This window comes from uncultured Thomasclavelia sp. (assembly GCF_944324745.1).
Taxonomy (GTDB): domain Bacteria; phylum Bacillota_I; class Bacilli_A; order Erysipelotrichales; family Coprobacillaceae; genus Thomasclavelia.
The window spans coordinates 58800-83597 of sequence record NZ_CALUXO010000002.1 but is presented as its reverse complement, the minus strand read 5'-3'; the positions used below and the strand labels follow the sequence as shown (position 1 = coordinate 83597).

Annotated in this window: 27 protein-coding genes; 19 read left to right on the top strand and 8 right to left on the bottom strand. The window is 32.1% G+C overall.

The features are described 5' to 3' along the window. On the top strand, nucleotides 1-870 hold an 870-nt coding region (locus tag Q0K54_RS00440), incomplete at its 5' end, for an iron-containing alcohol dehydrogenase (protein WP_294577794.1). A gap of 110 nt (nucleotides 871-980) precedes the next feature. Here the strand turns inward: Q0K54_RS00440 and Q0K54_RS00435 are convergent. Then, nucleotides 981-1574, bottom strand: coding sequence for a rubredoxin-like domain-containing protein (locus Q0K54_RS00435; RefSeq protein WP_294577792.1), 594 nt, complete (start codon nucleotides 1572-1574; stop codon nucleotides 981-983). Nucleotides 1575-1728: 154 nt separating this feature from the next. On the opposite strand from Q0K54_RS00435, the gene Q0K54_RS00430 reads away from it, so the two are divergent. From Q0K54_RS00430 to Q0K54_RS00390, 9 genes are all read left to right on the top strand, one after another. Continuing rightward, entirely contained in the window at nucleotides 1729-2190 is a 462-nt protein-coding gene (locus tag Q0K54_RS00430; RefSeq protein WP_294577789.1) for a MarR family transcriptional regulator, read from the top strand. Between the two features lie 80 nt (nucleotides 2191-2270). Then, nucleotides 2271-3452 carry a MalY/PatB family protein gene (locus Q0K54_RS00425; RefSeq protein ID WP_294577787.1) on the top strand — a complete coding sequence of 394 codons (1182 nt, stop codon included), beginning with the start codon at nucleotides 2271-2273 and terminating at the stop codon, nucleotides 3450-3452. 4 nt (nucleotides 3453-3456) lie between these two features. After that, nucleotides 3457-3831, top strand: a complete 375-nt coding sequence (locus tag Q0K54_RS00420) for a RidA family protein (RefSeq protein ID WP_294577784.1) — start codon at nucleotides 3457-3459, stop codon at nucleotides 3829-3831. Nucleotides 3832-4165: 334 nt separating this feature from the next. After that, nucleotides 4166-5080 (top strand): alpha/beta fold hydrolase, encoded by a 915-nt coding sequence (locus tag Q0K54_RS00415; protein ID WP_294577781.1) that lies wholly within the window; start codon nucleotides 4166-4168, stop codon nucleotides 5078-5080. Nucleotides 5081-5226: 146 nt separating this feature from the next. Further along, nucleotides 5227-6600, top strand: coding sequence for a glycine--tRNA ligase (locus Q0K54_RS00410; protein ID WP_294577777.1), 1374 nt, complete (start codon nucleotides 5227-5229; stop codon nucleotides 6598-6600). A 15-nt stretch (nucleotides 6601-6615) separates the two neighbouring features. Next, the gene (gene dnaG, locus Q0K54_RS00405) at nucleotides 6616-8376 is read left to right on the top strand and encodes a DNA primase (protein WP_294577775.1); all 1761 of its coding nucleotides are present in this window, start codon (nucleotides 6616-6618) and stop codon (nucleotides 8374-8376) included. Nucleotides 8377-8379: 3 nt separating this feature from the next. Continuing rightward, complete coding sequence (rpoD, locus tag Q0K54_RS00400) at nucleotides 8380-9636, top strand: RNA polymerase sigma factor RpoD (RefSeq protein WP_294577772.1); 1257 nt, start codon at nucleotides 8380-8382, stop codon at nucleotides 9634-9636. Nucleotide 9637: 1 nt separating this feature from the next. Beyond that, entirely contained in the window at nucleotides 9638-10330 is a 693-nt protein-coding gene (locus tag Q0K54_RS00395; RefSeq protein WP_294577770.1) for a class I SAM-dependent methyltransferase, read from the top strand. Beyond that, nucleotides 10317-11069, top strand: a complete 753-nt coding sequence (locus tag Q0K54_RS00390; protein WP_294577767.1) for a Nif3-like dinuclear metal center hexameric protein — start codon at nucleotides 10317-10319, stop codon at nucleotides 11067-11069. The genes Q0K54_RS00395 and Q0K54_RS00390 overlap by 14 nt, the downstream gene beginning before the upstream one ends. Before the next feature lie 42 nt (nucleotides 11070-11111). Here Q0K54_RS00390 and Q0K54_RS00385 read toward each other — a convergent pair whose 3' ends face one another. From Q0K54_RS00385 to Q0K54_RS00375, 3 genes are read right to left on the bottom strand one after another with little or no spacing between them, the layout of a single operon-like run. Further along, on the bottom strand, nucleotides 11112-11963 hold the full coding sequence (locus tag Q0K54_RS00385; RefSeq protein ID WP_294577764.1) for a Cof-type HAD-IIB family hydrolase: 852 nt from the start codon (nucleotides 11961-11963) through the stop codon (nucleotides 11112-11114). Nucleotides 11964-11986: 23 nt separating this feature from the next. Then, a complete protein-coding gene (locus Q0K54_RS00380; RefSeq protein ID WP_294577762.1) occupies nucleotides 11987-12898 on the bottom strand; it encodes a 4-hydroxy-3-methylbut-2-enyl diphosphate reductase in 912 nt (303 codons plus the stop codon). Nucleotides 12899-12913: 15 nt separating this feature from the next. Next, the gene (locus Q0K54_RS00375) at nucleotides 12914-13255 is read right to left on the bottom strand and encodes a hypothetical protein (RefSeq protein ID WP_294577760.1); all 342 of its coding nucleotides are present in this window, start codon (nucleotides 13253-13255) and stop codon (nucleotides 12914-12916) included. A gap of 126 nt (nucleotides 13256-13381) precedes the next feature. On the opposite strand from Q0K54_RS00375, the gene Q0K54_RS00370 reads away from it, so the two are divergent. Beyond that, nucleotides 13382-14752, top strand: a complete 1371-nt coding sequence (locus Q0K54_RS00370; protein WP_294577758.1) for a DEAD/DEAH box helicase — start codon at nucleotides 13382-13384, stop codon at nucleotides 14750-14752. Continuing rightward, nucleotides 14752-15621, top strand: a complete 870-nt coding sequence (locus Q0K54_RS00365; RefSeq protein WP_294577756.1) for a deoxyribonuclease IV — start codon at nucleotides 14752-14754, stop codon at nucleotides 15619-15621. Before Q0K54_RS00370 ends, Q0K54_RS00365 begins: the two co-directional genes overlap by 1 nt. Here the strand turns inward: Q0K54_RS00365 and Q0K54_RS00360 are convergent. Together Q0K54_RS00360 and ispG are read right to left on the bottom strand one after the other, a co-directional pair. Beyond that, nucleotides 15585-15851 carry a hypothetical protein gene (locus Q0K54_RS00360; RefSeq protein WP_294577753.1) on the bottom strand — a complete coding sequence of 89 codons (267 nt, stop codon included), beginning with the start codon at nucleotides 15849-15851 and terminating at the stop codon, nucleotides 15585-15587. The genes Q0K54_RS00365 and Q0K54_RS00360 overlap by 37 nt on opposite strands. A 55-nt stretch (nucleotides 15852-15906) precedes the next feature. After that, complete coding sequence (gene ispG / locus Q0K54_RS00355; RefSeq protein WP_294577749.1) at nucleotides 15907-16980, bottom strand: flavodoxin-dependent (E)-4-hydroxy-3-methylbut-2-enyl-diphosphate synthase; 1074 nt, start codon at nucleotides 16978-16980, stop codon at nucleotides 15907-15909. A gap of 130 nt (nucleotides 16981-17110) precedes the next feature. Here ispG and Q0K54_RS00350 point away from each other — a divergent pair, with 130 nt between their 5' ends. The 3 genes from Q0K54_RS00350 to Q0K54_RS00340 all read left to right on the top strand — a co-directional run bounded on the left by Q0K54_RS00350 (nucleotide 17111) and on the right by Q0K54_RS00340 (nucleotide 19460). After that, nucleotides 17111-18520 carry a uracil-xanthine permease family protein gene (locus Q0K54_RS00350; RefSeq protein WP_294577746.1) on the top strand — a complete coding sequence of 470 codons (1410 nt, stop codon included), beginning with the start codon at nucleotides 17111-17113 and terminating at the stop codon, nucleotides 18518-18520. Nucleotides 18521-18590: 70 nt separating this feature from the next. After that, entirely contained in the window at nucleotides 18591-18956 is a 366-nt protein-coding gene (locus tag Q0K54_RS00345; protein ID WP_294577743.1) for a hypothetical protein, read from the top strand. Between the two features lie 21 nt (nucleotides 18957-18977). Continuing rightward, the gene (locus tag Q0K54_RS00340; RefSeq protein WP_294577740.1) at nucleotides 18978-19460 is read left to right on the top strand and encodes a hypothetical protein; all 483 of its coding nucleotides are present in this window, start codon (nucleotides 18978-18980) and stop codon (nucleotides 19458-19460) included. Nucleotides 19461-19486: 26 nt separating this feature from the next. Here the strand turns inward: Q0K54_RS00340 and pepF are convergent, their stop codons facing one another. Both pepF and rpsT read right to left on the bottom strand, forming a co-directional pair. Then, a complete protein-coding gene (pepF, locus tag Q0K54_RS00335; protein WP_294577737.1) occupies nucleotides 19487-21256 on the bottom strand; it encodes an oligoendopeptidase F in 1770 nt (589 codons plus the stop codon). A 38-nt stretch (nucleotides 21257-21294) separates the two neighbouring features. Continuing rightward, a complete protein-coding gene (gene rpsT / locus Q0K54_RS00330) occupies nucleotides 21295-21555 on the bottom strand; it encodes a 30S ribosomal protein S20 (RefSeq protein WP_294577735.1) in 261 nt (86 codons plus the stop codon). A 125-nt stretch (nucleotides 21556-21680) separates the two neighbouring features. On the opposite strand from rpsT, the gene gpr reads away from it, so the two are divergent. The 4 genes from gpr to fmt all read left to right on the top strand — a co-directional run bounded on the left by gpr (nucleotide 21681) and on the right by fmt (nucleotide 24741). Further along, nucleotides 21681-22640: a GPR endopeptidase gene (gpr, locus tag Q0K54_RS00325; RefSeq protein WP_294577733.1), complete on the top strand. Its 960-nt coding sequence runs from the start codon at nucleotides 21681-21683 to the stop codon at nucleotides 22638-22640. 46 nt (nucleotides 22641-22686) lie between these two features. Continuing rightward, entirely contained in the window at nucleotides 22687-23427 is a 741-nt protein-coding gene (locus Q0K54_RS00320) for a stage II sporulation protein P (protein WP_294577730.1), read from the top strand. Continuing rightward, entirely contained in the window at nucleotides 23424-23708 is a 285-nt protein-coding gene (locus tag Q0K54_RS00315; protein WP_294577727.1) for a hypothetical protein, read from the top strand. Before Q0K54_RS00320 ends, Q0K54_RS00315 begins: the two co-directional genes overlap by 4 nt. A gap of 79 nt (nucleotides 23709-23787) precedes the next feature. Further along, nucleotides 23788-24741 carry a methionyl-tRNA formyltransferase gene (gene fmt, locus Q0K54_RS00310; RefSeq protein WP_294577725.1) on the top strand — a complete coding sequence of 318 codons (954 nt, stop codon included), beginning with the start codon at nucleotides 23788-23790 and terminating at the stop codon, nucleotides 24739-24741. Nucleotides 24742-24798 lie beyond the last annotated feature (57 nt).

The following is a 24798-nucleotide window of genomic DNA, read 5'->3' as shown; positions in this document are numbered from 1 at the left end:
GGTGGTGGATCAGTAGTCGACTGTTGTAAAGTCATTGCAGCTGGTGCTAAAATTGATGAAGATATTTGGCAAATGGAAATTGAAAAGGGTCAAGTACCAGAAGATATGGCTGATTTTGGTGTAGTTTTAACTTTATCTGGAGCTGGAGCAGAAATGGATAATTTAGGTGCTGTATGTTATGAAAAGTTAAATCAAAAGAAAACTTTTGTTGGGCCATATGCGAAGTTTGTATGTTTAAATCCTGATTATATTATGTCTGTTCCATTGAGTGTATTTATGCCAGGAGTCTTTGATAGTTTAACTCATTGTTTAGAAACTTATTTTGGAACTGGATTTAATGTTAGTGATGATATGAATCTTGGATTAATGAGAAATATTGTAAAAAACATGGAAGAATTGATTAATGGTAACGATACATTGGAAATTCGTTCTAATCTAATGTGGGATGCATCACTTGTTCAAACGTTTTTATTTAATATTGGTAAACCGGGTAATTTCCAATGCCATTGTATTGAAAACTGTCTAGGTGCTTACTCACATCAAACTCATGGCAAACAATTAGCTGTTATTTTACCTCATTATTATAAAATTTTGTATCCATATGATGCTAAAAAATTTGCTATATTTGGAAAAGAAGTTATGGGTATCAATAATGATTCAGATGATGAATTAGAACTTGCCAAAAAAGGACTAGACGCTTTAGTCAGTTTAATTAAAGAAGCTAATTTGCCATTAACATTTAGTGAGTTAGGATATGAATTAAGTGATAGCGTTGCTAAAACAGTAGCAAATACTTGTGATATTATTACAACTAATGCTCATCCATTAACATCAGATGATATTTATAACTTGTTAATTGAATGTAGATAAAAAGATTAATTATAAAATTCAATATTAACATTATTATCAAAGTTTTAAATTTGATTATAAATAAAAGAAACAAAGTATGGGATTTCCATACTTTGTTTTTGCTATTATGATTATTTATCACCAAAATATCTGTCTAATAATCCTTTAAGAGCTTTACCATGTCTAGCTTCATCACGAGCCATTTCATGAACTGTATCATGGATAGCATCTAAGTTGTTTTTCTTAGCACATGTAGCTAATTCAACTTTACCAGCTGTTGCTCCAAATTCGCAATCAACACGCCAAGCTAAGTTATCTTTAGTAGTAGCTTTCATGTTTGGTTCTAAGTCTTCACCTAATAATTCTGCAAATTTAGATGCATGTTCTGCTTCTTCATAAGCAGCTTTTTCCCAATATAAACCGATTTCTGGATAACCTTCTCTATGAGCAATTCTAGCCATGCATAAATACATACCAACTTCTGAACATTCACCTTCGAAGTTAGCTTTTAATTGATCAAAGATATATTTTTTATCTTCTTCAGAAATATCAGGATTATTTTTTACTGTTTTTGCATAGATTCCATATTCATGTTCAGCTGCAAGAGTCATTTCACCTTCAACTTTTTTGAACTTGTCAGCACCTACATGACAAACTGGACATTCTGCAGGAGCAGCATCTCCTTCATAAACATAACCACATACTGTACATACAAATTTTGCCATTTTACTTTTCCTCCTAATTGAAAATCGATATTTTTAATATCACAATAATTTTAACCGTTTAAACCATTTTCGTCAACTTTATTGCTTTTTATTTGTGCTTATTTGCAACTAATAATTAGATTTGTTAAAATTAATTTGCTGGAGGGATAGCAGTATGGATATGAAATTATTAATGGAAGTAGTTGCAACTGTTGATGAAGGGTTTGATATCATGCAGGAGTATGCCAATAAACCCCGTCTTTTCAATGGAATGATGCTTTATCCAGTGGAAACGCAAACTCTAGAAATAATTGGTCGAATTCCTGGGATAACAGCTACTAAGATTGCTAAGGAATTAAATAAAACATTGAGTGCCAGTAGTCAAATATTAAAAAAATTAGAACAAAAAGAATTAATTACGCGAATAAAAAATCCTAATAATAATCGTGAATATAATCTTTTTTTGACAGACACCAGCGAATCAATTATTAAATTACATGAAAAATTAGATCAAACGATCTATCAGCGATATTTGGATGATTTACAAGAATTGAGTGATGCCGAAATTCAAACTTATCTAAAAGTTCAAAAAGCATTAAATCAAGAATTTTTTAAAGATTTGCAGGAATCATTTTAAGGGTTTTTGTTGCAATTATTTAATGTTATAGTATACTATAGTTAAGCACCTTAACTATATGGGTGTAATGGAGGTAAGTTATGAAATATGATTTTGAAACATTAGTTAACCGTAGTAATAAGGGTTCTAGTAAATGGGAAGGAATGAAGGAAATTAAATCAGATGTTGGTGATGATATTGTTCCATTATCAGTAGCTGATGTTGATTTTAAACTAGCTCCGGAAATTCAAGCAGGATTGATTGAATTTCTTCAAAATGATCCTATCTTTGGATATACAGTGGCTAAAGATGAATATTATCAATCTGTAATTGATTGGATGCAAGATAAATATAATTATCATATTGAAAAAGACTGGATCGTTGTTTCTAATGGAATCGTGCCTGCTTTAGGTGATGGGGTAGCTGCTTTCACTAAAGAAAGTGACGGGGTAATTATTTTTACACCAGTATATTATCCATTTTATAAAGCAATTGAAAACAATGGTCGTAAACTGGTAAAATGTCCATTGATCAATGAAAATAATCATTATGAAATTGATTTTGATAAGTTTGAACAAGTAGCTAAACAACCAGAAAATACTTTACTTATTTTATGTAGTCCTCATAATCCAGTAGGACGAGTATGGACTAAAGATGAACTTACAAAATTAGGTCAAATTTGTTTAGAAAATAATGTTACTATCTTAAGTGATGAAATTCATGAAGATCTAACAATGCCAGGGCATCAACATACTCCAATTGCAACAATCAGTGAGGAAATTGAAAATATTACTGTAACTTGTACTGCTCCAAGTAAAAGCTTTAATATTGCTGGATTACAAGGATCAAATATTATTATCAAAAATCCAGAGTTAAAAGAAAAATTTGTAGCACAACAAGCTAAAAAAGGTTTCCATACTTTAAATACGATTTCTTTTGAAGCTACAAGATTGGCATATACTAAAGGTGACGCCTGGTTAAAAGAGTTTAAAGAATTGATTTATCAAAATTATTTACTTGTTGTCGATTTTATTAATAAGAAATTACCTAAAGTTAAAGTATTGCCATTAGAAGGAACATATTTAGTCTGGTTAGACTTTAGAGCTTATGGCTTAACTTATCAAGAATTGGAACAAAAGATGATCAATGCTGATTTGTATTTAGATGAAGGTTATGTATTTGGTGATGAAGGTCAAGGTTTTGAACGAGTAAACATCGCTACACCAACTAAAGTCTTACAAGCAGCATTAGAAAGATTAGAAAAAGAATTTAAAGGAGAATAGAAAAATGAAAAATGTAGTTAAAACAGATAAAGCACCTGGTGCAATTGGACCATATAGTCAAGGAATCAATGTTGGTGATATGTATTTCTTTTCTGGACAAATTCCGCTAGATCCTGAAACTGGTAATATGCCAGAAGGAATTGAAGCTCAAGCTCATCAGGCATTAAAAAATGTTCAAGGATTATTGGAAAGTCAAGGATTAGATTTTTCTAATGTTATTAAAACAACAGTATTTTTAGATAACATGGCTGATTTCAATACTGTAAACGAAATCTATGCTACATATTTTGTAGAACCATTCCCTGCAAGAAGTGCGGTAGAAGTTGGAAGTTTACCTAAAGGCGCTTTAATTGAAGTAGAAGTTATTGCTTGTAAATAAATCAAAATAATCGGTATCTTTGGATATCGATTATTTTTTAATCATTTGAAAATATTGATCAAAAGAGTTATTAATATAATATACTTATTGTTAAAATAACACAATGAAACCAGGGGGATGGCATATGTGTAATGTTGGTATTGGTTTATTTGTTAAAAGTCAATTATCATTAATTGGAATTGATTGTATATTGCTAAATTTGTTTAGAAATGTTAAAAAATAAAAGACAGGTAAAAAATGTAAGCGTTTTAAGTGAACTTTTTTGGAATTTGTTTATTTTTTGGTTAATTGTGTATATAATATGGTTAAAGGTCAAGAGGGGGAATTATGGGTTATGAAATCGACGGAGACGTATACTTCAACAACGGCAACACATGTCAAATTTGATATTTATTTGCCAACGGTAATGATTCGTTATAAAGCAATTGTCCAGATTCATCATGCTTTGTCAGAACATTCAGGACGTTATCAACGTTTTGCAGAATATTTGGCTCATGAAGGATTTGTGGTTATTGTCAGTGATTTTCCTGGCCATGGGACATCATTATATAATTTTGAACAAGGTTATTTTGGAGTTGGTGATGCAACGGAAACACTTGTATCAGATATGCAGCGCTTAAGAAATATTATGGCAGCGCGTTATCCAGATCTTCCATATTTTATTATTGGTAATCAGTTTGGATCATTGGTATTGCGCCAGTATTTGGCACGTTATGGTGATTTTGTTCAAGGTGCTATTATCATGGGTACTTGTGGCAAAAGGCATTTTAATAACTTGGCTAGGTTGTTTGTCTTTGGTGATAGTTTAGTTAAAGGAAAAATGCATCGCTCCCGTACGATTCAAAGAAATCTCATTAATCGAATTGTTTCAAAAAATAGAGATAGCTTCTATATAACTGATGATAAGCGGGAAATGCAGCAATATCTTGATGATCCTTTTACTAATTTTATTTATACCAACAATGCTTATCAGCAGTTTTTTGAATTGATCAAAGATGTATCTAATCAAGAAAATATAAAAAAAATTCCTGATTATGTTTCGGTGTTAATTTTATCAGGAAAAAAAGATCCTTTTGGTAATTTTGGAATGGGTCCTAAATGGTTATATGATCATTTGAAGGCTCAAGGGCAAAAGGATCTAGAAATAAAAATATATAATGATAGTCATGGTGATATCTTACATGACAGCCAACGTTTAGAAGTTTATCAAGATATTTTAGACTGGTTGAATGCACGGACCTTTGTCTAGTACCCTTATAGTTTGTTGACAAACAACTACTATAAGGGTATTTTATATGTGCATGAAAAATTATAAATATATGATTAATGCCAATAATAGACTTGACTGTGTTCAAGTCTTTTCATTATTTATATAAAAAAGGAGAATATTATATTATGGCAGCTAAAGATATGGAAAAATTAGTTAATCACGCTAAAACAATGGGATTTGTTTACCAGGGATCTCAAATTTATGATGGTTTAGCTAACACTTGGGATTATGGTCCTGTTGGTGTTGAAATGAAAAATAATATCAAACAGTTATGGTGGAAACGTTTTATCCAACAATCACCATATAATGTTGGATTAGATTCAGCAATTTTTATGAATCCTAAAGTTTGGGAAGCTAGTGGGCATGTCAGCGGTTTTTCTGATCCGTTGATTGACTGTAAAGAATGTAAAACAAGACATCGTGCCGATAAACTAATTGAATCTTATGATCCAAATGTTCATAGTGAAGGTTGGTCTAGTGAAGAGACTGTTAATTATATTAAAGAACATCATATTGTTTGTCCAAATTGTGGAAAAAGCAATTTTACAGATGTTCGTCAGTTTAAATTAATGTTTGAAACACGGATGGGTGTTGTTGAAGATGATAAATCAGTAGTTTATTTACGTCCCGAAACTGCCCAAGGTATTTTTGTCAATTTCAAAAATATTCAAAGAACGACTAGAAAAAAAGTTCCATTTGGAATTGGTCAAATCGGTAAAGCTTTTAGAAATGAAATTACTCCTGGTAACTTTATTTTTAGAACTCGTGAGTTTGAACAAATGGAGTTAGAATTTTTCTGTAAACCAGGGACTGATTTAGAGTGGTTTAAATATTGGAAAGAATATTGTCAGAATTTCTTATTCGATTTAGGTTTAAGTAAAGAAAATCTAAGATTTAGAGATCATGAAAAAGAAGAATTAGCTTTCTATTCTAAAGCTACTTGTGATGTTGAATATAATTTCCCATTTGGATGGGGTGAGTTATGGGGAATCGCTGATCGTACTGACTATGATCTAACCCAACATCAAAATTATTCAAATAAATCAATGGAATATTTAGATCCAACTACTAATGAAAAGTATATTCCATATGTAATTGAACCTTCAGTAGGTGCTGATCGTCTTTTCTTATCAGTTTTATGTGATAGTTATGATGAAGAAACATTAGAAGGTGGCGACACTCGTGTAGTTATGCATTTACATCCTTGCATTGCTCCATATAAAGCTGCAGTTTTACCGTTAACTAAAAAGCAAAGTGCTAAAGCTGAAGAAGTTTATCAATTATTATCTAAATATTTTAGCTGTGAATATGATGTTGCTGGTCAAATTGGAAAACGTTATCGTCGTCAAGATGCAATTGGTACCCCTTATTGTATTACTGTTGATTTTGATACTATCAATGATAATACGGTAACTATTCGTGATCGTGATAGTATGGAACAAATTCGTTTGCCAATTGATCAATTAGTCGATTATTTAAATCAAAAATTAATCTTTTAATAAGGAGATGATTTGATGCCAAGACTTTCGCCAGAAAAAATTACTGAAATTCGTCAAAGTGTGGATATTGTCGATGTTATTGGAAATTATTTGCCATTATATAAGCGGGGTCGCAATTATTTAGCGATTTGTCCTTTTCATGATGATACTAATCCGTCACTGTCAATTTCACCGGAACGGCAAATATATAAATGTTTTGTTTGTGACCATGCTGGCAATGTTTTTGGCTTTTTAAAAGATTATTTAAAAATTTCCTATATTGATGCGGTAAAGATGGTCGCGCAATTAGGAAATGTTGATATTAGTCAGTATAATCTGGAAAGTCGGGTTGAACATGTTGATTCTAAATTAGAACCGCTTTATTTAATGCATGATGAGGCAAATAAAATCTATCGGCATTATTTAACAACTAAATTAGGACTGGAAGCTAAAGATTATTTGACTAATCGACAAATAAGTGATGAAATCATCGAGACTTTTGAAATTGGCTATGCCCCAGCTAACCAGGTATTATTAAAAGCTTTTGAAAAGATGAATTTTGATCGAATCAAAATGTATGAATCGGGTTTAATTATTGAATCGGGACCTGGTTATGACCGCTTTTCAAACCGAATTATGTTTCCTTTACATGATTCGTTAGGGCGGGTAGTTGGTTTTAGTGGCCGTATTTTTCAATCGAGTCAAAATGAATCCAAATATATGAATTCTCCAGAATCAGCTATTTTTATTAAAGGTGATACGCTTTATAACTATCATCGAGTTGGAGAATCGGTTCGTCAAGCGGGATATGTTATCATAACCGAAGGATTTATGGATGTGATTGCTTATTATAAAGCCGGGATTAAAAATGTGCTGGCAATTATGGGTACAGCTTTAACGTCCGGGCATTTACGCCTGTTAAAACGATTAACACGAACGATTTATCTATGTTTAGATGGAGATCGAGCTGGTCGTAATGCTATGATCAAGTGTATGGAAACATTGCTTAAAGCTGGCTTTAAAGTTAAAGTAATTGCTTTACCTGATGGTCTTGACCCTGATGAATTTTTAAATAAACAAGGCGTTGCTTCACTGCAAGAGTTAATTAAAAATCCATTGTCGGCTTTAGATTTTAAGATGGATTATTATTATGACATAACTAATATGGAAAATTACGAAGAACGTAAGCATTATTTGGAAATGGTTGCAAAAGATATTAGTGAACTTGATGATATTGTTGATCAAGATTATTATGTCCATAAATTAGAAAAAAAATCTGGTTTTTCTAAAAATGTTATTGAACAGCTTATTTATCAAAATACTATGCAATTAGTTAAACAAAGCAAGCCAGTAAGAGAAATTCCAGTAGTTAAGCGAAATGAAAAATTATTAAATAAATATGATCAGGCTCAACGGGATTTATTATATTATATGTTGCTTGATAAAAATGTCGCAATGACATATGTTGCTAAAGCTGGATTTATGGTTGATGATACATATCGTTTGCTGGCTTCTTATATTGTCGATTATTATCGACAAAAACCGATTTTGGAAATAGCTGATTTTATCGATGGTATTGAAGATGAAAATCTGGTTCAAAATATTATCGAGATTTCACAATTGAATTTGCCTAAAGAAATCGACATGCAGGCAATAAATGATTATATTAATGTGATTAAAGATGAAACTGTAGTAATGCGTAAAAAGGAATTGACTGAAGCTTTAAGTAATACCTTTGATCCGCAACAAAAAGCTCAGATTTTAAAGGAAATCATAGCTTTAAAAGATAAGGAGTAATATATGAAGAAAAAGAATGTAGCAGCAGTATCATTTGATGATGTTAAAAATATTGTTTTAAATGATGCTAAAAAAGGAAATGGCGTTTTAACACAAGATCAAATTGATAATTATTTGTCAACTTATGATCTAAGTGATGAAATGGCTGAAGATTTATTAGATTTTATTAGTGATAATGATATTATTATTTCTGATGATGGTCTAGATGATCTAGATGTTGAAGATGATGTTTTATTAGCTGGAGTTCCTAATGAAATTGATATGGATGATGATTTAGGTCTTGATGAAGATCTAGGACTTGATGATGATACACCAGATTTAGATTTTGCTGGTGATTTTGATATGATGACTGGTGATACTATTCATATGTATCAAGTTGCTGAATCTGATGCTGAAATGGATCAAAATCAATTAGGAAGCAATGTCAAGATCAATGATCCAGTTAAGATGTATTTAAAGGAAATTGGTCGCGTTGAGTTATTGACTCATGATGAAGAAATTGAATTAGCTAAAAGAATTTTAAAAGGTGATGAAGAAGCTAAGAAGCAATTAGCTGCTGCCAATTTACGTCTTGTTGTTTCAATTGCTAAAAGATATGTAGGACGAGGAATGTTATTTTTGGATTTGATCCAAGAAGGTAATATGGGTCTGATTAAAGCGGTGGAAAAATTTGATTATACTAAGGGATTCAAATTTTCAACTTATGCAACATGGTGGATTCGTCAGGCCATTACTCGAGCTATTGCTGACCAGGCTCGTACTATCCGTATTCCGGTTCATATGGTAGAAACAATTAATAAATTGACAAGAATCCAACGTCAATTGATTCAAGAATTAGGAAGAGAACCAACAGCTGAAGAAATTGCTGAACGAGTTGACGGTATGTCACCTGAAAAAGTTCGAGAAATTCAAAAGATTTCTTTAGAGCCAGTATCATTGGAAACTCCAATTGGGGAAGAAGATGATTCTCATTTAGGAGATTTCATTGAAGATGAAGGAGCAATGTCGCCTGATGACTATGCCGCTAATGAGTTGTTAAAAGATGAATTAAACGAGGTCTTATTAGAATTAACTGATCGTGAAGAAAAAGTATTACGTTTACGTTTTGGTCTTGATGATGGTCGTACGAGAACGCTTGAAGAAGTAGGAAAAGAGTTTAGTGTAACTCGTGAAAGAATTCGTCAAATTGAAGCTAAAGCGTTGCGAAAACTAAAACACCCTTCACGTTCTAAACGATTAAAAGACTTCTTGGATCGTTAAGATGAAACTATCAAAAAGATTACAACTAATCGCTGATGTGATTAGTAAATATAAACAAGGATGTATTTTAGCGGATATTGGCAGTGATCATGGCTATTTGCCTTGTTATTTGGTTAGTAATAAGGTAATTAGCTGTGCCTATGCCTGTGATGTTGCTAAAGGGCCGCTGGAATCAGCCAAAGAAACGATTAAACAAGAAGGGCTGGAAGAACAGGTCTTTCCATTATTAGGTGATGGATTAGACCCAATTCTTGATCGTAAAGTTGATATGATAAGTATTAGTGGTATGGGGGCGTATTTAATTAGCGAGATCCTTGATAAACATCGTGATTATTTACGAAAAGTCGATGTCTTATTTTTGCAGGCTAATTCTAATACTGATCATTTAAGAAAATATTTGTTTTCTAATGATTGGATCATCATTGATGAAAAGATGGTTAAAGATGCCAATCATATATATGAAGTAATGGTCGTAACCTGGCGAAAAAATAAGGCAATTACTTATACAAGTAAAGACGCAGAATTCGGTCCAATTTTAATTAATAATCAAGGATCGTTATTTAAAGAAAAATGGCAAAAACAATATGATGTTTATCAAAAAATCCAAAATACGTTACCACACGATCATCCTCGTTACCATGAGATTAGTGATAAATTAAAAATGATTGAGGAGGTACTACATGAAAGGAATTGAAATAATTGAGTATTTAGAATCTTATTTTCCTTTAGAACTACAGATGTCTTGGGACAAATGTGGTGTTCAATGTGGTGATGTCAATCAATCTGTTTCCAAAGTTATGGTCGCTTTAAATGCTGATGTTGTAAGTTTACAACAGGCAATTGATAATGATTGTCAAATGTTAGTTACCCATCATCCTTTTTGGTTAGAAGAAGTAACTAATTTAGATACTCGTAATCACCATGGTAAATTTATTGAATTGGCATTTAAACATAATATTTTAGTGTATAGTTTGCATACTTGTCTTGATCGAGGGCAAAAGGGGGTTTCCATGAACGATTGGCTAATCAATGCCTTAGATGTTACTAATGTTCATTGTTATGATGAATTAGAAGTTGGGAAAATGGCAACTTTAAAAAGTCCTTGTTTAACTAGTGAACTAGTTGCTAAAATCAAAGAATTGTTTAATGTTCCAGTTCGATTAGCTGGTAAAGAAAAAATGATAACTACAATTGCCATTTGTGGTGGTAGTGGTGCTGATGATTTAGAGCAGTTAGTTGATCGAGTTGATGCCTATATTACTGGTGATAGTAAACATCGTCATGCTAAATTTGCTTTAGATCATGATATGGTTTTAATTGATGTTCCGCATCATGTAGAAGTAATCATGGAAGAAAAAGTAACCGATATTTTAAATCAATTAGATATTAAAGCTATTAGTGCTAATAGTCAGGACTATTTTCAATATTATTAAAAAGGCTGAGCAACGTCAAATTAATGACTTGCTCAGCTTTTTTTAAATTAAATCATGTTTTTTCATGGCATTATAAATACCATCTCGATCAATATCACCAGTTACTTCATCAGCAACTTCTTTTAATTCGTCAACAGCATTCCCCATTGCAATACCAACATTAACATATTCCAGCATCTCTTTATCATTGATGCCATCGCCAAAAGCATAAGTGTTTTTACGATCAATTTGAAGATAGTTGATCAATGTTTCGATGGCATTAGCTTTATGAATGTTAGGCACTGATAGTTCACCACTATCTTTTCCAAACATCGGAACCGTACAGTGAATGACATTAAATTCATCTTTAAACTCAGTAATGATATCATCAAAAGCAATAGCCGGATTTTCTAAGAAACAGGCTTTATTAATATCATCGCGTCTTAAGTTTTGCCCTTCAATCATCGCATTGATAAAATGATTATCTTTTTTATCCCGTCTGGCTCTGGCTGCAGGATCATGATCAATATCACCATAAATAATTCGTTCTAGATGACTAACCAAATTCTTGCTGGCAAAAAGGCCTCCGTTGCTTTCAACGTAATAATCAAAATTATTGGCTTCAAAATAATCAACCATATGATTAACAGCTTCTTTAGTAACTTTTTTATGATAAAGCATCTGATTACCAATTTCAACATAACCACCACCAGCACCAATAACGCCATCAAATCCACACTCTAAGATAAAATCATAAATTTCAGCTTTGCTGCGTCCCGTACATAAATAAGCCAAATTACCTTTAGCCCGAGTTAATGCAATTGCTTTTTTAGTTGATTCGGGAACATATTCAATACCATCAACTCCTGCGACTAACGTTCCATCAATATCAAAAAATATTATTTTCTTATCCATAATTTGTTCTCCGTTTAGTACTATTAAATTATTTTATTCATATCTAATTGAGGTTTTAAATGGGTTGTTTGATCATGATAATCAAACTGTTTCAAATATTCAATTACCTGGTTAGTTAAATAGGTTGGAGTTGAAGCTCCAGAACTAACGGCAGCGACTTGTTTATTTTTTAAATATTCAATTTTAATATCATTGACACTTTCAATCATATACGTATCTTGTTGGGCCTTTTCACTAGCAATTTTAGCTAGTTTTTTGGTATTGTTTGAATGAGGATCGCCAACAATAAAGACAATATCAACATCATCAGGTAAATTAGAAATTGCTTTCTGACGAACAGTAGTCGCCTGACAGGTCTCTTTGGCAATTTCTAAATCTGGTAACCGTTTTTTAGCTTCGTTACATAAATTATAGACATCATAAAGTGACATAGTTGTTTGATTAGTAATGACATATCTTAAATCGGGATTTAATTTTTTTAGATCTTCTTTATTTTCGATTAAATGAATATGCTTGGGATCAATTGCTAAAGAGCCTTCTGATTCAGGATGACCACTTTTACCAATATATAAAACCTCATAATTTTTATTTAAATAATCTTTAATTAGATCATGCGTTTTAATTACATCTAAACAAGTAGCATCAATAACCTCTAATCCCTTAGCTAAAGCTTTATTTTTTACCTGTTCATCAACACCATGAGCAGTAATGATAATCGTTCCATGATCGACTTGGTCTAGCAATTCTAGTCTAGTAGCTCCTTTTTGATCAATAGTTTTGATTCCTAATTTTTCTAATGCCTCAACAATATATTGATTATGAACAATCATCCCTAAAATATAGACATTGTCTTTATGAGCTTGTTTTTTTGCCATTTGGATTGCTCTGACTACACCTTTACAATATCCTCTAGGACTGATTGGATATACTTTCATAATATCACCTCGAAACTATTCTAACATATTTTCAAAGGTGACGTCATTATCTTGAGCATCATTTTTATCATCGATAGGGGTGATACTATTTTCAACTTCATCAAAATCGATATCATTTAAATGATTGATGGCATGGATAACTTTAAAAGCATTTTTAGTGTTATTGACTAATGGACGAATTTGATAGATTAGGGGAATAATTTGATTAATAGTGTAAATAGTTCTTGAGGCATAATGTAGTGATTTATGCAGGTTTTGTTTCAATCTGACTTTACGGTCAACCGGGAATTGTCCATAGGGATACATTTGAGGGTTAAAGTCGTTGAAATAGTAATTTTCATCGTAAAATGGGTGCATTTTTATCCCTCCTTCATGATATTTTATGCACTTTTTTGGATTTTGTGTCTAAAGAAAATTATAATGGTTGCTTTTTTATTTTGTTATGATAAAATTAATTGACTAAAAAAGGAGGAATGTTTTAAAATGAGTACATTTAAGCAATTTGGTTTAGCTGATTATTGTTATCAAGTGATTGATGAACTAGGTTTTGTTAAACCAACTGAAATTCAAGAACGAGTAATTCCTTTAATTAAAAAGAATCAAGATGTAATCGGAATATCACAAACAGGAACCGGAAAGACTCATGCTTTTTTATTACCGATTGTTGATAAAATAGATTGTTCCAAAGATATTGTTCAAGCGGTTATCACGGCACCAACTAGAGAGTTGGCACAACAAATCTATCATAATGCTCGCATGTTTGAAAAGTATTGTCCAGATTTACGAGTATCTTTGATTATTGGTGGTAGCGATCGTCAAAAGACAATTCAAAAACTAAATACCCAGCCCCATATTGTTATTGGGACACCGGGAAGAATTAAGGATTTATCTTTAGGTGAACAAGCTTTAAAAATTACAACAGCGGATATCATGGTTATTGATGAAGCGGATATGACTTTTGAATTTGGCTATTTAGAAGATATTGATGCTGTGGCTGGGAAAATGAAAGATAATTTACAGCTTTTAGTATTTTCAGCGACGATTCCGCAAGTAATGCGTCCGTTTTTAAAGAAATATCTTAAATCACCAGCATTAGTAGAAATTGATAGTGATGAAATTACCAGTAAAAATGTTGAAAACATCTTATTGGCAACTAAGCACCAAGATCGTTTTGAAATGTTAAAAAAAGTTATTTCTTTAATAGATCCTTATATCTGTTTGATTTTTGCTAATACCCGTGAACAGGTAGCTAAAATTGCCAGAAACTTACGTGAAGAAGGCTTAAAAGTTGGTGAAATTCATGGTAATTTAGAGCCTCGTGAAAGAAAACAGATGATGCGCAGAATTGCTAATAACGAATATCAATACATTGTAGCCACTGATATTGCCGCTCGGGGAATCGATATCGATGGTGCTTCACATGTAATTAATTTTGAATTACCGCGAGATCCTAAATTTTATATTCATCGTAGTGGTCGTTGTGGCCGTGGTAAATATACTGGTATCTGTTATAGTTTCTATGATACAAGTGATGAAGATAATTTGAAGATTTTAGAAAAACGTGGCATTGTTTTCAAAAACATGGGAATTAAAAATAATCAGTTTGTTGATTTGGGGGAGAGACTAAAACGAACAAAACGAGTTAAGCAACCAACTGAATTAGAAAAAGAAATTCAAAAAATTGTTCGTCGTCCTAAAAAAGTTAAACCGGGGTATAAGAAAAAACGGAAAAGAGAGATTGAACAGTTAGTTCGAAAACAAAAACGACAGATTATTCAAAATGATATTCGTCGTCAGAAAAAAGAAAGAGCGAGAGCGGCTCAAATTGCTAAAAGAAAGGAAGAGGAAGATTAATGATTATTGGTAGTCATGTTTCAATGTCAGGCAAAGATATGTTATTAGGTTCCGTTAAGGAAGCTTTGTCATATGGAGCTAATACTTTTATGTTTTATACTGGAGCGCCTCAAAACACCGCTCGTAAACCAGTTGAACAATTAAAAGTTGCTGAAGCTAAACAATTAATGGCAGAAAATAACATTGATATTAATAATGTTGTTGTTCATGCCCCATATATCATTAATTTAGCTAATACTATTAAACCAGAAACATTTGAATTGGCAGTCAGCTTTTTAAAAGCTGAAATCGAACGTTGTCAAAAAATCGGCACTTCTATATTAGTTTTGCATCCAGGTTCCCATGTTAAAGCAGGAAGTGAAGCTGGCTTAAAGCAAATAGTTAAAGGGCTAAATGAAGCAACTAAAAATTGTGGTAATGTCAAAATTGCTTTGGAAACGATGGCTGGTAAAGGTAGTGAATGTGGCCGCAATTTTGATGAATTAGCTTATATTTTTAATCATGTTGATAATAATGAATGTTTAGGCTTTTGTTTAGATACTTGCCATATTCATGATGCCGGTTATGATTTAACGAAATTTGATGATATTTTAACGGAATTGGATCAAAAAATTGGACTTGATCGTTTATTGGTTGTCCATATAAATGATTCAAAAAATGAAAGGGGAGCTCATAAAGACCGGCATGAAAATATTGGTTATGGAAAGATCGGTTTTGAAACTTTAAACAAAATAGTTCATCATGAAAAATTAAAAGATGTTCCTAAAATATTAGAAACACCATACATTGATAAGGTAGCCCCATACAAAGAAGAGATTGAAATGTTTAGAATTCAAACATTCAATCCTAATTTAAAACCAGTGGGATAGTTACTGATAAATTGTTTGATTTTAAGACAAGTGGCGACACTTGTCTTTTCACTTATATAATTATATAAAACTTCATTATAATGACTATCAATTAGGGCATAGCGATTATTTTGAATTAAATTATAAATAATCAGCAGCTGATCACTATCAATATCAATATTTTGACTATAAATTAACTTTTTAAATTCTTTAAAATTCAAATCAAATAAATTACGGTAACTATTTTTCATCAAATCAACCTCCTATTAATACTATATGCCCAAATAAAAAAAGTAGTACTAAGTACTACTTGATCATCGCTAAAATTTCTTTTTTCAATTCGGCAACCATGTCACTTTGTTTAACCTTGCGAATAATTTCCCCTTTTTTAATTAACAATCCTTCATTGACGCCACCGGCAATACCAATATCAGCATGTTTGGCTTCACCAGGACCATTGACAGCGCATCCCATGATAGCAACGGTAATATCAGCGTTGATCGTATTTAAAAAATCTTCAATTTCTTTAGCAACCGGTATCAAATCATATTGGATCCGGCCACAAGTTGGACAGGATACTAAAGTAGGAACATTATCAATCAATTCTAATTCTTTTAACAACGTTTTGGCAACTTTTATTTCTTCAACGGGACTATCGCTTAAAGAAACCCGAATGGTATTACCGATTCCTTGATATAATAAAGTTCCAATACCGAGACTTGACTTAATGGTTCCCCCTAATTTAGTCCCCGCTTCAGTGACTCCTAAATGTAGAGGATAATCAAAGGTTTCGCTGGCTAGTTGATAAGCTTCAATCGTCAGTAAAGTGTTGGATGATTTTAATGAAATGCAGATATCATGAAAATCTAACTGTTCCAAGATGTCAACGTGTTTTTTAGCACTTTCGATCATTCCAGCAGCGGTTGGCTTACCATATTTTTCTAGAATATCTTTTTCTAGTGAACCACCATTAACTCCAATACGAATCGGAATCTGATGTTCTTTACAAGCATTTACTACTTGTTTGACTTTATCAATCGATCCGATATTTCCGGGATTGATTCTGATTTTATCAATTCCTGCTTCAATTGCCATTAAGGCCAAACGATAATCAAAATGAATGTCAGCAACTAAAGGAACATCTACTTGTGATTTAATTTCTTTAATAGCTAAAGCATCACGTTTATCAAGAACTGCCAGTCGTACTAATTGACAGCCAGCTGCCTGTAATTCCTTGATTTGTTTAACCGTAGCCATAACATCATGAGTTTTAGTATTAGTCATAGATTGAATGATGACTTTATTATTACCACCGATAGTCAGGTTTCCTACTTTAATCGCTCTTGTTTCTTCACGTTTCATTTTTAGCTCCTTTATCATAATTGTAGTTTTTTAAATTATACCATAAGCTGACAGTTTTATAAATAAATTGTCTTGAGCAGTAGAAATTTCGATGATTGTATGGTAAAATTTTGTCGTTTTTTAAATAAATAAAAGGGAGGACAAAGTTATGGCTATTGATAAGGAAGCGAAAGTTTCATCGGTTAGCGAGGAAAATATCTATAAGCTAAATGGTCGGGTACCCTTAAAAAAAGCGATCCCATTTGGTTTGCAGCATGTTTTAGCAATGTTTGTTGCTAACTTGGCACCGGTAATGATAGTTTGTGGTGCCGTTGTGGTTCGTCATACGGGTGAACATTTAACTTCAGCGGAAATTACTTCTTTGTTGCAATGTGCAATGTTTGCAGCAGGAATTGGTACTTGTATGCAATTATATCCAATTTGGAAAATCGGTTCTAAACTGCCGATAGTTATGGGGGTTAGCTTTACATTCTTAGGTAGTTTATTAGTTATTGGAACTAATCCAGAACTAGGTTATGAAGGAATGGTTGGAGCGGTTATCCTAGGTGGTATTTTTGAAGGATTAGTTGGTCTAAGTGCTAAATATTGGAAACGTTTTTTAACACCAGTTGTTTCAGCCTGCGTGGTTATTGCCATTGGGCTATCATTATTATCAGTTGGTATGGATTCTTGGGGTGGTGGCTCAGGTGTTAATGATTTTGGTGCCTGGTATCATTTACTAGTTGGTACGATTACTTTAATTATCTGTTTAGTGTCACGCTATTTACTTAAAGGAATTTATAAAAATTTAAATATTTTGGTCGGTCTAGTTTGTGGGTATTTAATTTCAATTATTTTTACAGTTACCGGAATTGCACCAATGATTGATTTTTCTACAATTTCAACGACAATAGATCAAGTAGGTGTTTTTTCAATTCCAAAATTAGTCTTTTTTACTGGACATATGCCAGTTTTTGATTTAGGTGCTTTCTTTACAATTGCAATTGTCTTTTTAGTTTCAGCTGCTGAAACTACTGGTGCTACAACAGCGGTCTGTACTGGTGCATTAAATCGTGATATTAAAATTGAGGAATTACAAGGATCTTTGGCAGTTGATGGTTTTTCTAGTGCTATTTCTGGATGTTTTGGATGTTTACCATTGACATCATTTAGCCAAAATGTTGGCTTAGTTACGATGACTCAGGTTATTAATCGCTTTACAATTTTAATGGGAGCTTTGATCTTGATTTTAGCTTCTTTATTTCCACCATTAGGAGCCTTTTTTAATTCCTTGCCACAAGCAGTTTTAGGTGGTTGTACCGTAATGATGTTTGGTTCAATTATGTATGAAGGAATCAAGATGTTGAAAGATAATGAATTTGATGAACGAACAATGATCATCGTTTCTTTAGCTTTTTGTATTGGGGTTGGAGTAACCCAAACTTCAAGTAATTTCTTTGCGGCATTTCCATCAGTAGTTGGTGAAATTTTCAATGGTAATGCTGTAGCTGGTGTCTTTGTGGTATCATTGATTTTGTCTTTAATTTTACCAAGTAAAAAGAAAAAAGCTGAAAAGTAACCATTTAAGCAAAATAGTCAGTATCGACTGTTTTGCTTTTTTATATAAAAAGATAAATGAGGGATAATGAATGTATTATAAAGATGTAAAGAGAATACTATCATCTGATAATAATATGAATATTTATCGGCGCTGTTTACATGGCTGTATTTATTGTGATGCTAGAAGCAAGTGTTATTCGATGGATCATGATTTTGAAGATATTGAAATTAAAGCTAATGCACTGAAGTTATTTGTAGAAACTTTAAGAAACAAACGGAAAAAGGGCATGATATCCACGGGAGCCATGAGCGATCCCTATATGCCAATTGAAAGGCGTTTATGTTATGTAAGACAAGCTTTAAAATTAGCGTATCAATATGATTTTGGTTTTACTTTAACGACTAAATCGAATCTGGTTTTACGGGATCTGGATTTATTAAAAACGATTAATTAAAAAACAAAATGCGTAGTTCAAATGACTTTAACAACCACTGACGAAGCTTTGTGTCGTCAGTTAGAACCATATGTTTGTACCACTAAAGAACGCTTTGCGGTATTAAAAAAGTTAAATGAGGCTGGAATTCCAACCGTAGTCTGGTTATCGCCAATCTTACCTTTTATCAATGATACAAAAGAAAATCTGCAAACGATATTAGATTATTGTAATGAGACTAAGGTATATGGGATTATTTGTTTTTCGATGGGTTTAACTTTACGTGAAGGTAATCGTGAGTATTTTTATCAACAGTTAGATCGTTTACTTCCCGGTTTGAAAGAAAAACATCAGCGAATATATGGAAATCGTTATGAGGTCACTAGTTTAAATAATGAAGGATTGATGAATATGTTTTATCAAAGATGTCAGCAATATGGAATTGTTCATGATAATCAGGCGATATTCAGCTATTTAAAAAAATATGAAAAGAAAGACAAGTTTGAGCAATTACAATTATTTTAACTAAAAAGGCGGATTTGCTCCGCCTTTTATTTCATGATATTTTCAAATTGATTTAATAACTCTTCAAAATATGCAAAAGCATCTTCATAAATCTGATCATCTAATGGATCAACACCAGCTTTTTTTAATAAATCAACTGGAGCCATGCTGCCACCAGATTTTAAGAAGCTTAAGTAATCAGTTACTTGTTTTTGATCACCATTTAAAATTCGTTTAACGATAGCTAAAGCGACAGTCATTCCTAAAGTATATTTATAAACATAGTAATTATAATAGAAATGTGGAACATAGTAACATGACCAGCCAACTAATTCATCTAAAGTTACATCAGGTCCATAGTATTCTTGATTTAGTTTGGCGTATAAATCGGTAATTACTTTTGATGATAATGGTTCATTGTTTTCAGCCATCGTATGCAGACGATATTCAAAGTCGGCAAACATTGGTTGTCTGAAAATCAAGCCAACACAGTTTTCTAATTGTTCATAAATAAAGTAAGCTTTTTCTTGATCGGTTTTAGCATTATTGATCATATAGTTAATCAATAATGTTTCATTAACAGTTGAAGCTACTTCAGCTACAAAGATACGATATCCGGCATTTACAGGCTCCTGATAGTGATTTGATAAGTAACTATGAACACTATGTCCTAATTCATGAATCATGGTTGAAAGGGAATTATAATCCCCGATAAAGTTCATTAAAATAAAAGGATTAGAATCATAGCAGCCGCTTGAATAAGCTCCAATTCGTTTACCAGGTGTTGGATAATAATCGATCCAGCGTTCTTGACGGGCTTTATTAATAATTTCTAGATATTCGTCTCCAAATGGTTTTAAACATTGATTAATGATTTCAAAGCATTGATCGATCGTATATTTTTTAGTGATTGATTTAACTAAAGGAATATTTAAATCGTAGTTATATAACGTATCTAAGTGCAATAATTCTTTTTTTAAATGATTATAGCGATGGAATAGATGACGATATTTATTATTAGCGCTATCTAAAACTTTAAAAAATAAATCACTTGGAACATCATCATCAAAAACACTGGCTTCTAGTGAATTATCAAATTTACGAACATTAGCATAAAAAGCATCTTTTTTCATGACTCCAGATAAAGTTTGCGCAAAGACATTTTCATAGCGACGATATTCTTTAAAGAAGTTAGTATATGCTTGTTTACGGACTTTGGCATCTTTGCTCTTTAAAAATTTATTTAAAGTAGCATTATTTAAAGTTTTAGCCTTCCCATTTTCAATTACATCTTCGTATTCTAATCTAAAGGCATCAAAAACCTGACTAGATGTATCGGCAATACTATCAACCTTAGCTAACAATTCTTCTTGTTCTTTAGGCAGGATATGATCTTTATATGATAATAATGATTTGATCTTATAAGTATATTTATTTAGTTTAGGATCTTTGATATATGATAGAACTTCACTTTCGTGATCAATGATTTCATTGTCGATAAATGAAATCTGCACGGATGAAGCTTCTAAAATTCCCATTACTGCTGCTAACATGGTTTGATAAGTTTGATTATTTGGTTCAACGTCACAATTTAAATGGGCGTAGCAGTATAATTTGTTGATGATTCGTTCAACTTGATCTTTAGTTTCCATGAAATGATAGAAACTATCAATAGTATTACAAATCTTACCTTTATAACTGACGAGATCATTGATTAATGATTTTGCCTGGTCAATATCTTGATAGAAAGCTTCATCGCTAGAATAAAGGGTCGACAGATCCCAAGTGTCTTTGACATCAATATCTTTTCTTTCCATAAATTATTTCTCCTTTTTCTAAAATAAAAACCCTATCATTAGATAGAGTTTACCAGCTTAGCTAATCTTGATTTTTGTCTGCTTGCGTAATTTTTGTGATGAATTCCTTTAGTTACAGAAGCATCTAATTTTGATGCTGCAACATTGTAAGCTGCAACAGCACCTTCTTTATTTCCAGCTTCAACTTCAACTAAAACTTTTTTAATTGCAGTTTTTAACGCTGATTTATATGAATGATTTTTTGCTCTTTTACGATTGTCGTTTTTATAACGTTTAATTTGTTGTTTCATATTTGCCATAATCTTTCACCTCGCTTTTTTTTCTTGCCCATTCATTATATATAATTCGTAGAATAAATGCAACTTTTTTTTGATTTTGTGGTATTAAATTTATGAATTTGGTGATATTTAGATTAGGTGATATGATGAATTTTCAAAATTTTCGAAGTGATTTGGCAACAGAATCATTAGAGCAGTTAAAACAGGGGAAACATTATGACCGTTTTGTGACAAGTTATCAACATGTTCAAGTAGAGACAATTAAAATATTGCAGGAACATCCAAGCATAAATCAAAAAGTTGGAACCTACATTGAAATAAGTTTTCAGGATTATATGTATCAACAAGATATTGTTGCTGCCCTGGCAAATAGTTTAAAACCATTGATCGATCAAATTGATTATCCCAAAATTTTAGTAGTAGGTTTAGGAAATCGGTTTTTAACTAATGACGCTATTGGACCACGGACTCTAAGAGATTTACGAATTACCCATTATCTAGATGATGAAACTAAATTAAATAATCATTATTATGATGTTTTAGGAATTGTGCCTGGGGTAATGATTCAAACGGGGATGGAAAGCAGTGATGTCGTTAAAGCTTTAGTTGCCTCTCAACAAATCGATCTGGTTATTGTTGTAGATGCCTTGTGTGCCCGTAACTATCATAAATTATCACATGTAATTCAAATTAATGATGTGGGAATTAATCCTGGTAGTGGTATTGGTAATTATCGTCAGGCGATTAATGAAAAAACAATTGGGGCTAAAGTAATCGCTATTGGTGTACCGACAGTTATCTATGCCAGCAGTTTAGTTAGTGATGTTTTAAGTTATACACTGGATTATTTTGGTGATAGTTTGAATCCTGTAAACAAGCTAAAAGTAGGTAAACGAGATCGCTATCAGGGAAGTTTAGATGATAGCCAAAAGACAATGATGTTAGGTGAAATTGGTAAATTAAATAGTAGTGAGCTGGATTTGTTGTTTCAGGAGGTTTTAGATCCTTTAGATTGTAATTTTGTCTTAAGTGATAAACAAATCGATGAACAATGTGAAATTATGGCGAAAATAATTAGTAAGAGTATTAATAGTTTGCGGTACTAAAATTAAGTTACCTGGCATACAATTTAATTGGATGGTAGGTGATGTGATGAGATTAAAAAACGGAATCTTAATTGTTTTTAAGTTAATGGTGATAGTGGGGTTGATTGTCTATTTACCAACTAAAGTGACTAGTTATAATGCTCAAGTGATTAATGCCATCGACACAACTGAAAATGCAACGACTGTTGCTAGTACTGGTAATAGTGAAGCAGTTGTAACTAAAGATAAAAAAATTCATATTTACAATACTCATCAAAGTGAAGAATATGATGGATATGATGTAATTTCTGGTGCAAAGTATTTACAGACTTGTTTAAATAATTTAGGTTATCAATGTGATGTTGAAGGTAATGATTTTGAAAACTATAAAGCAGTTCATAATATTGCTTATAATAAATCATATACAGTGTCTAAAATGTATTTAGAAGAAAGTTTAAAATTAAGTGGTGGTTATGATCTGGTGATTGATTTTCATCGTGATTCAATCAGCAAAGATTTATCGACAATTTCTTATGAAAATAAGTCGTATGCCAAAATAATGTTTGTAGTTGGTAAAAGCAGTGGCAAATTTGATGCCGTAAATCAGTTATCACAGAGTTTATCTGATCAGGCTAATGCTTTGGTTCCAGATATTAGTCGCGGTGTTTATGTCAAAAGTTCTCATTATAATCAGGGAACGACCGATAATATGGTTTTAATTGAAGTAGGGGCCCAAAGTAATACTAAAGAGGAAGTAGAAGCAACAGTAGAAATTTTAGCAAAGACAATAGGAGAATATTTAGGATGAAAAATTTTTTAATTGACATGTGTTTAGTAGCTTTATTGATTTTTATGATTAATGGTATTTTTGGAAACTATGGGGTTCAAAAAGAGGTGTTTGATCAAAGTATTACTCAGTTTGAACAAACAATTCAAGATAATGAAACGATTGACAGTGACTATGGTATCGTTACTGATCAACCGGAAAATACTTTATCGTTAGTAATTAAAAGTATTAGTGATTTTTGTATTAAAATAATTGAAACGGTTGTTTTGATTATTTCTAATTTAATCAGCAGTCTATTTTAGTGCCTTTTGGCACTTTTATATTTAAATCAAAGATAAAACAAGGTATAATGAAACAAATGAAAAGAAAGCGAGTGTTTAGATGGAAAATACAAGAATTGTTTTTATGGGAACTGCTAGTTTCTCTAAACAGGTACTAGTGAAATTATTAGAAGAAAAATATAATATTATTGGTGTTGTTACTCAGCCTGATCGTCTAGTAGGTAGAAAAAAGGTCTTAACGATGCCAGAAGTTAAAGAAGTGGCTTTAAAATATCAAATTCCTGTTTTACAGCCAGCTAGAATTAAAGAAGACTATCAAGAGATTATTGATTTAAAACCGGATTTGATTATTACAGCTGCTTATGGTCAAATTGTGCCTGATGCCATCTTACAAGCACCAAAACTAGGTTGTATTAACGTTCATGCATCATTGTTACCTAAATATCGTGGTGGGGCACCAGTTCATTATGCCATTATTAATGGTGAAGAAAAAACTGGGGTTACGATTATGTATATGGTTAAAAAGATGGATGCTGGAAATATTATCAGTCAGGTAGAAGTTGCCATTGATGAACAAGAAAATATGGGTGATCTGTACCAGCGTTTAAGTGTGGTTGGAGCTGATTTATTATTAGAAACGTTACCTGCTATCATCAATCAAACAAATAATTCAATCGTTCAAGATGAAAGTTTGGTGACCTACGCACCAGTTATTACTCATGAACAGGAAAAGATTGATTTTAATCAAAGTGCTAAAGACGTTTATAATCGAGTTCGTGGCTTAAATCCTTGGCCTGGGGCTTATACTACATATGAAGGTAAAAACGTTAAAATCTGGGCGGGTATGATCCATAATTGTGCTAATGCTAAAGTACATCATCAACATCAACCTAATGGTACGATCGTAAAAATCTTTAAAGATGCTATTGGGGTAAAAACCGGTGATGGTATTTATTTAATTACTGAATTACAGCTGGCAGGTAAAAAAAGGATGGCAGTTAAAGATTATTTGAACGGTAATAATATCTTTAAAGTTGATACTCAATTTGAATAGTAATAACACTAGGCATTTGCTTAGTGTTTTCTTTTATAATTTATCATCAAATTATGA

Coding starts and splice junctions, on each gene's coding strand:
- Q0K54_RS00435 (WP_294577792.1), bottom strand. CDS start 1,574: ATGGCAAAATTTGTATGTACAGTATGTGGTTATGTTTATGAAGGAGAT.
- Q0K54_RS00430 (WP_294577789.1), top strand. CDS start 1,729: ATGGATATGAAATTATTAATGGAAGTAGTTGCAACTGTTGATGAAGGG.
- Q0K54_RS00425 (WP_294577787.1), top strand. CDS start 2,271: ATGAAATATGATTTTGAAACATTAGTTAACCGTAGTAATAAGGGTTCT.
- Q0K54_RS00420 (WP_294577784.1), top strand. CDS start 3,457: ATGAAAAATGTAGTTAAAACAGATAAAGCACCTGGTGCAATTGGACCA.
- Q0K54_RS00415 (WP_294577781.1), top strand. CDS start 4,166: ATGAAATCGACGGAGACGTATACTTCAACAACGGCAACACATGTCAAA.
- Q0K54_RS00410 (WP_294577777.1), top strand. CDS start 5,227: ATGGCAGCTAAAGATATGGAAAAATTAGTTAATCACGCTAAAACAATG.
- dnaG (WP_294577775.1), top strand. CDS start 6,616: ATGCCAAGACTTTCGCCAGAAAAAATTACTGAAATTCGTCAAAGTGTG.
- rpoD (WP_294577772.1), top strand. CDS start 8,380: ATGAAGAAAAAGAATGTAGCAGCAGTATCATTTGATGATGTTAAAAAT.
- Q0K54_RS00395 (WP_294577770.1), top strand. CDS start 9,638: ATGAAACTATCAAAAAGATTACAACTAATCGCTGATGTGATTAGTAAA.
- Q0K54_RS00390 (WP_294577767.1), top strand. CDS start 10,317: ATGAAAGGAATTGAAATAATTGAGTATTTAGAATCTTATTTTCCTTTA.
- Q0K54_RS00385 (WP_294577764.1), bottom strand. CDS start 11,963: ATGGATAAGAAAATAATATTTTTTGATATTGATGGAACGTTAGTCGCA.
- Q0K54_RS00380 (WP_294577762.1), bottom strand. CDS start 12,898: ATGAAAGTATATCCAATCAGTCCTAGAGGATATTGTAAAGGTGTAGTC.
- Q0K54_RS00375 (WP_294577760.1), bottom strand. CDS start 13,255: ATGCACCCATTTTACGATGAAAATTACTATTTCAACGACTTTAACCCT.
- Q0K54_RS00370 (WP_294577758.1), top strand. CDS start 13,382: ATGAGTACATTTAAGCAATTTGGTTTAGCTGATTATTGTTATCAAGTG.
- Q0K54_RS00365 (WP_294577756.1), top strand. CDS start 14,752: ATGATTATTGGTAGTCATGTTTCAATGTCAGGCAAAGATATGTTATTA.
- Q0K54_RS00360 (WP_294577753.1), bottom strand. CDS start 15,851: ATGAAAAATAGTTACCGTAATTTATTTGATTTGAATTTTAAAGAATTT.
- ispG (WP_294577749.1), bottom strand. CDS start 16,980: ATGATAAAGGAGCTAAAAATGAAACGTGAAGAAACAAGAGCGATTAAA.
- Q0K54_RS00350 (WP_294577746.1), top strand. CDS start 17,111: ATGGCTATTGATAAGGAAGCGAAAGTTTCATCGGTTAGCGAGGAAAAT.
- Q0K54_RS00345 (WP_294577743.1), top strand. CDS start 18,591: ATGTATTATAAAGATGTAAAGAGAATACTATCATCTGATAATAATATG.
- Q0K54_RS00340 (WP_294577740.1), top strand. CDS start 18,978: ATGACTTTAACAACCACTGACGAAGCTTTGTGTCGTCAGTTAGAACCA.
- pepF (WP_294577737.1), bottom strand. CDS start 21,256: ATGGAAAGAAAAGATATTGATGTCAAAGACACTTGGGATCTGTCGACC.
- rpsT (WP_294577735.1), bottom strand. CDS start 21,555: ATGGCAAATATGAAACAACAAATTAAACGTTATAAAAACGACAATCGT.
- gpr (WP_294577733.1), top strand. CDS start 21,681: ATGAATTTTCAAAATTTTCGAAGTGATTTGGCAACAGAATCATTAGAG.
- Q0K54_RS00320 (WP_294577730.1), top strand. CDS start 22,687: ATGAGATTAAAAAACGGAATCTTAATTGTTTTTAAGTTAATGGTGATA.
- Q0K54_RS00315 (WP_294577727.1), top strand. CDS start 23,424: ATGAAAAATTTTTTAATTGACATGTGTTTAGTAGCTTTATTGATTTTT.
- fmt (WP_294577725.1), top strand. CDS start 23,788: ATGGAAAATACAAGAATTGTTTTTATGGGAACTGCTAGTTTCTCTAAA.